Source organism: Natronogracilivirga saccharolytica (assembly GCF_017921895.1).
GTDB lineage: Bacteria > Bacteroidota > Rhodothermia > Balneolales > Natronogracilivirgulaceae > Natronogracilivirga > Natronogracilivirga saccharolytica.
This window is the reverse complement of the sequence record NZ_JAFIDN010000001.1, coordinates 264,221-276,266: the sequence shown is the minus strand read 5'-3', so window position 1 is coordinate 276,266 and position 12,046 is coordinate 264,221. Positions and strand designations below refer to the sequence as shown.

General features: G+C 47.9%; 10 protein-coding genes and 1 tRNA gene. 9 read left to right on the top strand and 2 right to left on the bottom strand.

Going from position 1 to position 12,046, the window contains the following annotated elements; all coding sequences use genetic code 11:
* Window positions 1-35 precede the first annotated feature (35 nt).
* Both NATSA_RS01125 and gatC read right to left on the bottom strand, forming a co-directional pair.
* The gene (locus tag NATSA_RS01125) at window positions 36-2,636 is read right to left on the bottom strand and encodes a hypothetical protein (protein ID WP_210509568.1); all 2,601 of its coding nucleotides are present in this window, start codon (window positions 2,634-2,636) and stop codon (window positions 36-38) included.
* Between the two features lie 13 nt (window positions 2,637-2,649).
* Window positions 2,650-2,937, bottom strand: coding sequence for an Asp-tRNA(Asn)/Glu-tRNA(Gln) amidotransferase subunit GatC (gatC, locus tag NATSA_RS01120; RefSeq protein ID WP_210509567.1), 288 nt, complete (start codon window positions 2,935-2,937; stop codon window positions 2,650-2,652).
* 172 nt (window positions 2,938-3,109) lie between these two features.
* Here gatC and NATSA_RS01115 point away from each other — a divergent pair, with 172 nt between their 5' ends.
* From NATSA_RS01115 to NATSA_RS01075, 9 genes are all read left to right on the top strand, one after another.
* Window positions 3,110-3,382 (top strand): HPr family phosphocarrier protein, encoded by a 273-nt coding sequence (locus NATSA_RS01115; protein WP_210509566.1) that lies wholly within the window; start codon window positions 3,110-3,112, stop codon window positions 3,380-3,382.
* Between the two features lie 26 nt (window positions 3,383-3,408).
* On the top strand, window positions 3,409-5,199 hold the full coding sequence (ptsP, locus tag NATSA_RS01110; protein ID WP_210509565.1) for a phosphoenolpyruvate--protein phosphotransferase: 1,791 nt from the start codon (window positions 3,409-3,411) through the stop codon (window positions 5,197-5,199).
* A gap of 248 nt (window positions 5,200-5,447) precedes the next feature.
* A complete protein-coding gene (locus NATSA_RS01105) occupies window positions 5,448-5,747 on the top strand; it encodes an isoamylase early set domain-containing protein (protein WP_210509564.1) in 300 nt (99 codons plus the stop codon).
* A gap of 109 nt (window positions 5,748-5,856) precedes the next feature.
* Entirely contained in the window at window positions 5,857-6,645 is a 789-nt protein-coding gene (locus NATSA_RS01100) for a biotin--[acetyl-CoA-carboxylase] ligase (protein ID WP_210509562.1), read from the top strand.
* Window positions 6,632-8,149, top strand: coding sequence for a tRNA lysidine(34) synthetase TilS (gene tilS, locus NATSA_RS01095; protein ID WP_210509560.1), 1,518 nt, complete (start codon window positions 6,632-6,634; stop codon window positions 8,147-8,149). Before NATSA_RS01100 ends, tilS begins: the two co-directional genes overlap by 14 nt.
* Before the next feature lie 8 nt (window positions 8,150-8,157).
* Window positions 8,158-8,784, top strand: a complete 627-nt coding sequence (gene hpt / locus NATSA_RS01090) for a hypoxanthine phosphoribosyltransferase (RefSeq protein ID WP_210509558.1) — start codon at window positions 8,158-8,160, stop codon at window positions 8,782-8,784.
* A 142-nt stretch (window positions 8,785-8,926) separates the two neighbouring features.
* Window positions 8,927-9,018, top strand: a tRNA-Ser gene (locus tag NATSA_RS01085).
* Between the two features lie 539 nt (window positions 9,019-9,557).
* Window positions 9,558-10,205, top strand: coding sequence for a tail fiber domain-containing protein (locus tag NATSA_RS01080; RefSeq protein WP_210509555.1), 648 nt, complete (start codon window positions 9,558-9,560; stop codon window positions 10,203-10,205).
* 150 nt (window positions 10,206-10,355) lie between these two features.
* Window positions 10,356-12,020: a S8/S53 family peptidase gene (locus NATSA_RS01075; protein WP_210509553.1), complete on the top strand. Its 1,665-nt coding sequence runs from the start codon at window positions 10,356-10,358 to the stop codon at window positions 12,018-12,020.
* Window positions 12,021-12,046 lie beyond the last annotated feature (26 nt).

Genomic DNA, 12,046 nt, shown 5'->3' with positions numbered 1-12,046 from the left:
CTCACATTGAGAAAATGTTCATGGTTTTCTGATCGTCAGGAGGAAGGGGCATCATCCGGCGTTTTACTTCCATCGCCTTCGGCAATCTCACCGTCTTTTCCGGACAGAAACCGGGCCCGGTACCACTGCACCAGTGCAAGGGCGCCAATCAACAGAATAACAATATTGAATACCCAGGTGAATCTGCTGCCGACGATGTGTGACCGGGGATCAAACCGGAGCTTCAGCTCGTGTTCACCGGCCGGAATCTCGAATCCCCTGAGAGTGTAGTTGGTGCGGATGATATCCACAGCGTCACCGTCCAGCGTGGTATACCAGCCTTCGGGATAGTACATCTCGCTCAGCACAAGAAAAGAGGGGGCATCGGCGGATACATCCATCCGGATCTCCCGTGGCCCGTACTCCGTTACATCAACTGAGCGGTTCTCCGTCGGTGTGATCTCCGGCAGCCGGTCATGCTGCAAAATGGCTGTCGATGCCGCTTCAAATCGATTCAGCCTGTCCATGGCGTCGCGGGCATCATCAGCCAGTTCAAGCGAATCCACAAACCAGGCTTTCGGCAGCACATTCTGATTTTCCATGACAACTCCTTCGTCACCCTCATAGACTACGCTCCAGCCCGGTATATTTACCGGATTCGGATAGGTCAGGTAGCGGGTGTTCAGCATGCTCAGCACCTCATTGTTGATTCCGGCGGGTCCGCTGTATATGGCATGGTCGATGACATCCTGGTAGTTGGCCAGTTTGGCGCCGGAATATCCTCCTATGGAGGGGTAGACAAAGGCTGACGGGATAGCATTGTTGAACGGGCTGTCGCCAAGCGGAAACGACCGGTACGGCCAGACGCCATCGGCATATTTGTTGTCCTCAATGTACCTGTCAAGGGATCTTACTTCGCGGGCGACAACATCATAACTTGTTTGTCCGTCAGGTGCGAGTCCGCTTTTATCCACATATCTGTTGCCAACCTGGACCAGATCGACTGCGGCAAGGATCAGCAGACCGGCTATGGCGTAATTGGCCGGAATTTTGCGGGTGGCCGCAAGGGCTAGCAGCGCGCCACCGAGCAGTATGAACAGCAGAAAACGCCGGCTGTCGGATGTGGCAAGGTCCTGCCTTGCAGGCTTTAAATCCTCTTCAACATACCGCTCGGCAAACTGTGTTACCTGGGGATCGTCGGGACTCATGTTCTGCTGTGAGGCAACTTGCTGGGCGATCTGCTCTGTTTCTCCCGGTTTTTCAAACGAAAGGACATTCTGGATAAAGCCGGCAAAAAACAGGGCGACAACAAGGGCGATTCCGACGGGAAGATACAGGGCGCGAAGCTGCAATGTGCCGTCATGCCAGCTGTCGTACAGCCATTTCATCCCCATGACGGCCACAATCACGAAGGAGAAGACACTGGCCATCAGCCATGCTTCCGGAGTCCGGAACTTGTCGAAAAAGGGCATGTACTGAAAGAAGAAGTAGTTGAAGCTGTACAAATTTTCCCCCAGTGAGAAAAGCAGCGTCAGCAGGCCGGATCCGAGAAATACATACTTCAGCCGTCCGGGAGCGCGGATCAGTCCGATCAGCAGCATCAGAAAAACGATGGCTCCCATGTAGTGCGGGCCGCTTGTGAAAGACTTTGGTCCCCAATAGGTGCCGTCCATCGAAGATCCGCCGAAGCTGCCGGGCACGATCAGGGTGAGCAGCTCGGACCGCCCCTGGGACCAGGCGAAGGCATAATCGATATCAAGCCCTTCGCGGCCGTTTTCCTGCAGCTCAGATCCGCCCCGGATGCTGTGTGGGGAATATTCGTAGATGCTCCAGTAGGGCTGCGTATTGGCGGCAAGTGCCAGCAGTCCCGCTGCAACCATCAGCGATGCACGTTTTGCCCAATCGGGCATCACACTGTTTCTGTACGATGTGTACGTGTCATAAATAAACCAGATCGCAAGAATGAACAAAAAGTAGTACAGAACCTGCACATGCTCCGCCCTCAGTGTGAAATTGAGTGCGAAGGCAAACAGGAACAGGCCGGTCACCCGGTGGCGCGTGTACGATAGCAGCCAGTATCCCGACATGACCCACGGAATATAGGAGTAGGCAATAAGCTTGGAGTTGTGCCCGGCTCCGACAATGATGGGAATGTAGGTCGTCAGACAGATTGCCAGAGCCCCGAGAGCAGACACCAGGGGGCGGTATCCCATCAGCCAGAAAAGCAGGTGCAGGCCCAGTGTGCAGAAAATAAACGGAAAGAGAGGTATATAGATGGAGGAAAAGGCACTTCGCAGGACATTGTCAAAGTGGGTAAACGTCTTGTTGGAATGCACGATGTAGGAGGGCATCCCGCTGAAAATATTGGTGGCCCACAGCGCATCGTCTCCGGTTTCCTGCTGATAGTCAATCACGGACTGTGCCGTAGCTCTCCACTGCTGGCGGTCATGTCCGACAAATTTCTGCCCCTCAAAGTAGACTTCACTGAAGATGAAAGATGGTATGATCAGCAGAAAAAGGAGGACAACCAGGTGCTGATATTTCAGAGGGATGTTTTCCCAAAAATCCCGGATGGCTGATCCTGTTGTGCTTTCGGTTGTTCTGCGTGTTCTGCGGGATGTTTCCCGTGCGGCTTTCTTTCTTTTCTTTTTTCCCATTTCAGGCTGTTTCTCAGTCTATCACTCTCGGTACACGGAAATAGTCGGCGTCAGCATCCGGAGCATTTTTCAGGGCTTCTTCATGATCAAGGGGTGTGAGAGCCTTGTCGGGACGCAGACCGGAATCGACATCGGTAACATGTTCCAACGGAGGAACGTCGGATGAATCGATCTGTCCAAGAAGCTCCATGTATTCCAGGATATCATTCATATCTTTGACAAGCCCCTGCGCTTCTTCATCTGTCAGCTGCAGACGTGCAAGGTTGGCCATATACGTAACATCTTCAAGAGTAACCGACATGCCGATTAATTATATTTTGCGTTCAGGAAAACATATAAAAACAGAAAATCTGTTATTTTGAATAAAGAAGTTACAAAATGTGTGATCAAAGTGTAACTTTGAGATTGCTAAAATAACATGTAACCGGATCAACAGTTACGCATTGGAATTACGGATTGAATTCAATTGAAACATGATCAAAAGAAAGGTGACTGTGCAGAACGATGCCGGCATTCATGCTCGTCCTGCATCGATTATTGTCAAGGAAGCATCACGCTTTGAGTCGGATTTTCATATTCACATGTATGGGTATCGCATCAACGGAAAAAGCATTTTGGGTCTGCTGACCCTTGCTGCTGAAAAAGGTGCGGAACTGGAACTTGAGACCGAAGGGCCTGACGAAGAGGAAGCAATGAACAGCCTGGTTTCATTATTTGAAAACAGTTTCCATACGGAATCAGAATAATCAATACACGAATGACGGGAATCGATATGCAAGAAGGAAATTCAAAGGAGTCCAATGCTGTAGTAAAAGGTGTTACTGCCGTTGAAGGGGTGGTAATGGGAGTTGCCCGGCTCTACACCCGCGGCAACATCAACATTGATCCCGAACCGGTTGAAGAATCGCGGGTTCCCGGTGAAATTGAAAAGTTCGCCCGGGCCAAAAAAAGTATCGGCATGGAAATGCAGCGGCTCACTGATTTTGCCAATGAGAGAGAAGATTCGCAGACGCGTGATATACTCAGCGCGCAGCTCGAAATTCTGAATGACCCGGAGCTGGACCAGATGGTTCAGAGCCACATCGAAGGAAAGCATATTCGCGCTGAAAAGGCTGTCTATGATGCATTCCAGTACTATATCGATCTGATCAAGTCATCCGAAAAAACATTTCTGGTTTCCAGGCTCTCTGACCTCAGGGACGTTCGCGACCGCCTGATCAACAATATCCAGCAGCTTGCGGTTATTGCCAATTTTGGCAAAGACGCCATTATTGTGACGGATGATGTGAGCCCGCTTGAGGTTGTTACCTTTGCAAGGAATGGCGTTCGGGGTATCATTTGCAACTATGGCGGACTGACATCCCACGCGTCCATTATTGCCAATGCCATGGGCATCCCGATGGTGATTGATACCAAGTCAGCCACTCGTGAGGCCGGCGACGGTGATACCGTTATTCTTGACGGATATGGCCAGGAGGTTATTCTCCGGCCGGATGACAGCACCTCGGGCTCTTACAGACGCGCGATAAAAAGGCACAAGGAAGAGGAAAAACTGCTCCGGTCTGTGATCGATAAACCCGCTGAAACGCTTTGTGGCAAAAAAATCAGCCTGCAGGCCAATATTGACTTTGAAGATGAAGTCCTGAACATAGAAAAATACCGTGCTGATGGCATCGGGTTGCTGCGGACAGACACGCTGCTGATGAATGCGGGTCCCATTTCCATGGACGGCAAGAGGCAGGAGCAGTTTTGCCAGACGGCATATTCCGGCAGCGGAAGTGCTCTGGTGACTATCCGGCTGCTGGATGTGGGCGGGGATAAGCTGCTGGACCTCAAGACACGGGAGGCCAATCCGTTTCTCGGATGGCGCGGGGTAAGAATTCTCCTGGATCGCAGGGAATTGCTCAGAAGTCAGCTGAAAGCGATTTGCCGGGTGGCGGGACAGCAGCCCGGCCGGACCAGAATACTGGTTCCCATGATTTCCAACATGGATGAACTGCGTGAAGTGAAAACGGAATTGGAGTCGGTCCAGAAACAACTGGCAGAAAAAGGCACCCCGATTGACAAGAACATTAAACTGGGCGTGATGGTGGAGGTGCCAAGTGTTGCACTGCAAGTGAAACATTTTGCGAAAGAAGTGGACTTTTTCAGTATCGGTACGAACGATCTTACCCAATACACTCTGGCCGTAGATCGCGGAAATCATCTGATTTCCGACCTGTACCAGCCGATGCATCCTGCCGTTCTTGCATTCATATCCATGACTGTTGAAGCAGGTGATGAACGTGATGTCCCCGTAGCGGTATGCGGCGAGCTGGCTTCGGATCCGTTCGCAGCAATGGTCCTGGTAGGCCTTGGTGTAAATGAACTTAGCATGACGCCCCGCCTGATACCGCGGGTCAAGCAGGCTATCCGGCTGCATACCATCAGGGAAATGGGAGAATTAGCCCGGCAAGTACTGGCTTCGGTATCGATAAAAGAGATAAAAAAGCTGAAAGAAGAGTGGCAGAGTGCTTATGAGGTCAAACTCAGGGAAGAAAGGGCAAGCGCGGCAAGAGGGTAATGCTGTTTGCTCTAAAAAATAGAGTGAAAAAATCTGAACGTTTTTCCTTTTTTTAACCCATCCGCTTAAATTGATTATGCACAAAGCGCTTGCATACAGATGACCGGGTTCTTTTTTTCGCAACGAATACTAAATAAATTAATGTTAAATCACATTAATTATTAAATATTTAAGCATTGAGTGTTTATTGTTGAAGAATATAATGATATATTCCCGTTGCGTTAACCCCAACCAAATTACAAGCCGATATGATTGAAAAAAAATTTACCCCCAAACGTACGATATGCAAAGTTACTTTCCGTGTGCCCGAAGATTGGGCTGAAAAAGAAGTAGCCGTAGTCGGCGACTTCAATGAATGGGATACCGAAGCCAACAAGCTTGAGCAAAAGAACGGTTCATGGGAAACCACCCTGAGACTTTCTCCTCAAAGCGAATACCGCTTCCGTTACCTTCTTGACGGAGAGCGCTGGGCCAATGACGACTCTGCCGATGGATATGCCACCAACCCGTACGGAACCGAAGATTCCATCCTGGTGATCGGCAGCTGACAGCTAGTTCTGACCAACAATATTTTTTTCGTTGTCACCACAAAGGTCTCTGATATGAGGCCTTTTTTTTTATCTTTATCGGTAGTTACCGGAATTCAATTCTCCTCCTTTGTTCGATCCCGCATCTTTTCACAAACTGCTGAAGACCGGTTGGCTCGGAAGACGATTCTGGTATATCAGGTCAATCGATTCGACCAACAGGTATCTTCATGACATGCCAGCCCGGCGTCTGTCACATGGTCTGGTATGTCTTGCAGATGAGCAGTATGACGGAAAGGGACAGTACGGTCGCCGGTGGAGCAGTACAGAGGGTGAAAACCTGACATTCACTATTGTCCTCATGCCCGGAGAGGTTCAGGGGCTGCAGCTTTTTTCTCTTGCTCTTATGTATGGCCTTAAGCAGACCGTTGATACCATGGCTTCATGTGACAGCCGGATTAAATGGCCCAATGATCTGTGTATTTCAGGCCGGAAGGCAGGCGGGGTGCTCACAGAATGCCGCTATAACGGAAAACAAATCGACCGGATGCTGCTGGGCCTTGGTGTCAACATCAACCAAACCACCTTCCCGGAGCATCTCCAGGACACTGCTGCCTCGGTGGCACAGTTTACGGGCGGACAACCACTTGACAGGGCTCTTTTTCTCGCTGTCCTTCTGAATAAACTTGAACCCCTGCTTGAGAGAACCCGGGATGGTGACCTCGACCTTATCAGAGATATCAATCGGTGTATCGACGGATATGGCAAATGGGTTTCCATAGAAGTGGATGGCAAAAGGGGCGACACCCCTGTTAAGGTGCTCGGTGTCAATGAATACGGTCATCTTTTGGTTCTCGATGCCAACGATGATCTCAAGTCGTTTACCCATGAACAGGTCCGTTTTGATGTCACAAACTGAAAAAACCGATCCCGGTGATTTGGTTCTGCAAAATATTGAGCAGCAAGGGCTGGACGATAATAAGGACAGCTGGATAGTTTCTGTCAGCGGTGGCAGCGACTCCATGGTGCTTCTGCACATACTCCACGAAATTGCCGGATTTCATGTCATTGCCGCACATGTAAATTTCAGAAAGCGCGGAGAGGCATCTGCTGAAGACGAACGCCTGGTCCGTGATTATTGCAGTAAAAAGGGGATCGTGCTTGAAGTCCTGGATATTGAAAACCCGGAAAGGACAGGCATTGAAGCGGGAAGTGCGGAGGATGCTCTGCCAGGCATGGTAGCAGGGTCACATGAATCCCTGAGCGAAAGCATGAATCGCGGCAATTTCCAGGATTCAGCCAGAAAATTGCGGAGGGAGTTTCTGGAATCCGTCCGCCAAAAGCATTCTGCAACGTTCATTGCGACCGGTCATCACCGTGACGACCAGCTGGAAACCATTTTCCAAAAAATCATGAGAGGGGCTGCGGTTGAAAACTGGACAGGCATCAAAACCCGGGATGATCCGTGGGTACGTCCGATGATCGATGTAACCAGGAAGCAGATTCTGGACTATGCCGCAAACAGGAACATACCTTACAGGACCGACCGCTCCAATCTTGAATCGGATTATGCCCGGAACATGCTGCGCAACCAGGTGTTCCCGAAGCTGCTGAATCTGTTCCCGGGTTGGCAGGACAATCTGATTCGTGTTCCCGAATTCGCCGGTCTGCATCAGGAAATGCTGGATTTTCTTACTGAAAAGGTGACAGTTCTGCGCCCGGAGGATTCATCGGAAAGCGTCGGGAATGTGCGCAGTTCACCCGGTCCCAAAGCCATGGACCGTGCAGCCTGGCTCTCTCTTCCTGAAAGACTGCGAACTGCGGTTGCCAGAAACTGGGTCAGAAGCCAGTCAGGCTTTGCAGAATGGACCAGGGGCGATGTTCTCCGGCTCGCAGACCTTGAGCATATCGAAACCGGACAGGTTGTTTCCGTAGGCCGGACCATTTCCATCATTCGGGATCGCGACCATTTTGTAATCAAACAGGAATTGCAGCATACAGACGAACCGGAAGATCAGGAACCACTGCCGGTAACACTGAACATATCCGGACTTGGCAAACGGCCGGTAACTATCAGGGGGGTGCAATTCTCTGAAGCTGGTTTTAATCCGGAAATTCCGGAAAATACATTGCAGCTCCGGAGAGATGTGCTGCCGGATCAGCTGATATTACGGTACTGGCAAAACGGGGACCGGTTCATTCCTTTTGGTATGGCCGGCAGTCAGACGGTAGCTGATCATCTTGCAAACAGAAAAATCGCCTCGGGTCAAAAAAAACAAACTATGGTGCTTGCGTCTTTTGACGGAAGTATCTTTGCCGTTATATTTCCACATTCTCTGCGAAAAGGTGAAATTGGCACTATTGCTGAGCATGCCCGATGCAATTCGGAAGAGCAGCGTGTTCTTTTTATTCAAAAAACGTAACCTATTACATGACTTTTTACGAACCAGAAAGTGTTGTCTGTAACGGATCCCTCTTCAGGCTTTATATCACAAAAAAGCAGCTGGACGAGCGTATAGCCGAACTCGGCGAGCAGCTGAACCGCGATTATAAAGATAAAAAGCCTATTTTCATCGGTATTTTGAACGGTGCCTTCATTTTTCTTGCGGATCTGATGCGTCATGTCAGCATTCCCTGCGAGGTCGACTTTTTCAAACTGAGCAGTTACGGCGACGAAAAAGTATCATCCGGACACGTTACCGAAAGAAAGGATCTGGATGCTGATGTTGCCGGCCGTCATATTATTTTAATCGAGGATATTGTAGATACCGGTTTGTCCATGAAATATATGGTTGACCGGATAAAAGAGAAGGATCCGGCATCAGTAAGTGTAGTCACGCTCCTGCACAAGCCGGATGCCACCAAACATTATGTAAGTGTGGATTATGTCGGATTTCAGATCCCTACACTTTTTGTGCTGGGATACGGAATGGATTACGCCCAGGAAGGCCGGAACCTGGCTCAGATTTATGTTATTGAGGATGAAGCCGACAACGGTGATGTCATTTCCGGGAAGAAGATTGGAAAAACGGATTCTGTCGATGACAATGATGAATGACCCGTTACAAATTTGACTGATTGTACCCGCCCCGCTATTACACATTTCTTTTTGAAGATGATCTTCCGGCATTGATATCACCTGTGAAAAAGATTATCTTTTAGTTCTGAGTTTTACTGACCGAATCATCACACTCAAGCACGGAGAGATGGCTGAGTGGTCGAAAGCGGCACCCTGCTAAGGTGTTGAGCCCCTCACGGGGCTCCGTGGGTTCGAATCCCACTCTCTCCGCCAAAGGGCAATATCCATACCGGTATTGCCCTTTTTTTTATGGTGCGCCCGGAAGGGCGCATCCGCTTGGTAGTGACAACTTCTGTGCACCGGCATTTTACTGGTCATTGTCCATAGCTGTCCCAAAGCCCTCCGTCTTCCTTGCCGGGCATAGCTGCATTACTTGCCCTCTCATCTGAACCCGCACTGCTTTTTACATATATTAAGTATTGTTCGGTTTTTTTTATAGAAAAAAATTGAATTTTGTTGCAGCTTTATTTTATTTAAATAAGAGAGCATGTTTGTTAAAGCATAAAAAATTGCTAAGTCTATAGAGCAGTTTTTTAATAACTTCCAATGAATCAGGAGATATATCATGAGAAAAACTACTCACTCACTCACTCACTCACGTAAAAGCAGGACTTTTATTTATTTCAGTTGTTCTGTTTGTCGTACTGATTAACATTCAGCCGGTAAAAGCACAGATAACCTTGGGCTCAAACGGCAATGTTACCATAGGAGATGAGGCGATTAACAGTACACAGAAACTGAGGGTAGAATGCTTGACTTCAGCTCAGTGTCAGGATTACACTCGAAGAGCCATATACGGATTTGCAGGGAATACTCCTAATGTGGCATATGGAGTAACTGGCAGGGTTGAAGATGCAGCTGTTTCCATTGGTGTGGATGGATATGCTTTAAACGGTAGTATGGCTACCTATGGAGTACGGGGACAAGGCATTGGATCCAGCAGTTATGGGGGATATTTCACCGGTGGTTTGTATGTAAGTGGTGGCATTGTCGAACAATCAGACGCCAGATTAAAGACGAATATTCGTGATCTCAGTGAAGAGAAGATACTTTCGCTGATTATGAAATTGCAACCGAAGCGATATGAGTCTTTAACTGAATCACAACTTCGTAGTGATGGATACCCGGGTACGCTTACCGCAGAAGGAGAATATTTGGGGTTACTGGCTCAGGATGTTGAAAATATCTTTCCCTATCTGGTTCATGAAATAACGCATTTGTTGGAAGATATGAACGATGCAGAGGAAACACAGAATGGGTCACCTGATACAGTCACAACAATGGGGATCAACTATATAGGACTAATTCCGGTACTTGTAGCCGGATTACAGGAACAGCAAGAGCAAATTGAGGAATTAGAGGCAAGACTTGAGACCTTGGAAAGGATGATGCAGCAGTGAGAATCTTACTAAGTACGTAAAAAATGTGAAAATATTATGCATCATATATCCAAAGGGTGATAATTATGTCATTATTAATATGACATGGTAACAGCAGGCCGGTAATTTTGGCTTCAAATACCATAATCAGAAATATAAACCTGTACCGTCATGAAAATTAAATACTTTACCATCATCCTTGTCTTAACGATTAGTTTCGGAATATGGGAGAGCAGTCAACTTAAAGCTCAATCTCCACAAAATATTCCAAATGATCCATTTTTTGATGAACAATGGAATTTATACAACGATGGGGCCGGTGATTCCGCAGTTGCCGGAGCAGATATAAATATTTTACGTGCCTGGAAGATAACTGAAGGCAGTTCTGATATCGTTATCTCGATGTTTGATCGGGGGATAGACCTGGATACTACTACCAGCCCCATGGAATTGCATCATCCAGAAATGGATGATGAGAACAGACATATGCTTGGTAAAAACTATACTTCAATGTGGGGCGGAGATCCTGATAATGTCAGGGACGGCTTTCCAGGTGGAACCAGTGGGCATGGAACGTGGGTCAGTGGGGTTATCTTTGCTGAAAAAAATAACGAAGAAGGTATTGCGGGCATAGCACCCCGGGTCAGTGCACTACATAACAGAGTATTAGGTGGAAGTCCCACAAGAAGAGAAGATTTTAAAAATGCATCACTTGACATCAAACAGAAAGCTTCTGAAAATCCAAATAAAAGGTATATAGTAAATTATAGTGCTGGTTGGTTTTCTGACCCCGGTCAAGAAACCTTGTTGCAAGGGGTACAATATTTAGAGTCAGAGGAAGTCATTCTGGTTTCAATTTCTCAAAATAATAATCAACCCCAAGTTTATTATCCTGCCCGATATGCAGGTGATTTTGATAATGTCATTGCAGTTGGAGCCACAGTTGACAACGACAACAGATGTGTTGTAGGACCGGAGTCAGGAAGCAATTATGGCCCGGAGTTAACAATTGTAGCCCCGGGAAGATTGATTCCTACTACGGATTTAGTTTATGCCGAAAGTGAGTCTTTACCAGGGCCGTATCGATTAGCCGGAACCTCCTGTTCCACATCCATGGCGGCTCCACATGTTTCCGGTGTAATTGGTTTAATCCTGTCCATTAATAATCAACTTACACCATTGCAGGTAAAGGAAATCTTAAAAGAATCGGCTGATGAAGTAGGCAACGTAGTATATCAGAACGGATTTCACGAGGAAATGGGATACGGGCGCTTGAATGCATATCAGGCATTGATACACACAATTGAAAACCATGGCGCTGTACTTGGCAAGGATAAGGAGGATGTTGAACTTGTACTGGAAGATGATTTACAATTTAATCATGATATTGATTTGGCAGAAAATACCAATTTGACAATAAGATCAGATGAAGGCACTGTATCTCTTTCTGCAGAAAGTGGTGTTGTTAACATTGGGGGTGAGTGGATCGGCAGTAGTGCTAAAATTGCAGGAGACTTGGTCAGTGATCGGGAATACCCGGCACAAAAGAAAGATGCAGAAAAAGAACGAGTTGGTCGGTTTCGTTTGCATCAGAACTACCCCAATCCGTTCAATCCTGCAACGAAGATCGGTTTCAGTCTTCCGGAGGCTGCAGATGTGCGTTTGGAGGTCTTCGATGTGACCGGAAGACAGGTGGCTTTGCTGCTAAATGAACATAAACCAGCCGGGCACCATGATGTCACCTTTGACGCCGGTGATTTGTCAAGTGGTGTATATCTGTACCGCATTCAGGCCGGAGGCCATATCGAAACCCGCAAGATGCTTTTCATGAAATAAGGAAATTTTTCTAACAGTAAAGAAAT

Excerpts from the sequence above, each read along its gene's own strand:
- NATSA_RS01125 (WP_210509568.1), bottom strand. The coding sequence starts at position 2,636 with ATGGGAAAAAAGAAAAGAAAGAAAGCCGCACGGGAAACATCCCGCAGA.
- gatC (WP_210509567.1), bottom strand. The coding sequence starts at position 2,937 with ATGTCGGTTACTCTTGAAGATGTTACGTATATGGCCAACCTTGCACGT.
- NATSA_RS01115 (WP_210509566.1), top strand. The coding sequence starts at position 3,110 with ATGATCAAAAGAAAGGTGACTGTGCAGAACGATGCCGGCATTCATGCT.
- ptsP (WP_210509565.1), top strand. The coding sequence starts at position 3,409 with ATGCAAGAAGGAAATTCAAAGGAGTCCAATGCTGTAGTAAAAGGTGTT.
- NATSA_RS01105 (WP_210509564.1), top strand. The coding sequence starts at position 5,448 with ATGATTGAAAAAAAATTTACCCCCAAACGTACGATATGCAAAGTTACT.
- tilS (WP_210509560.1), top strand. The coding sequence starts at position 6,632 with ATGTCACAAACTGAAAAAACCGATCCCGGTGATTTGGTTCTGCAAAAT.
- hpt (WP_210509558.1), top strand. The coding sequence starts at position 8,158 with ATGACTTTTTACGAACCAGAAAGTGTTGTCTGTAACGGATCCCTCTTC.
- NATSA_RS01075 (WP_210509553.1), top strand. The coding sequence starts at position 10,356 with ATGAAAATTAAATACTTTACCATCATCCTTGTCTTAACGATTAGTTTC.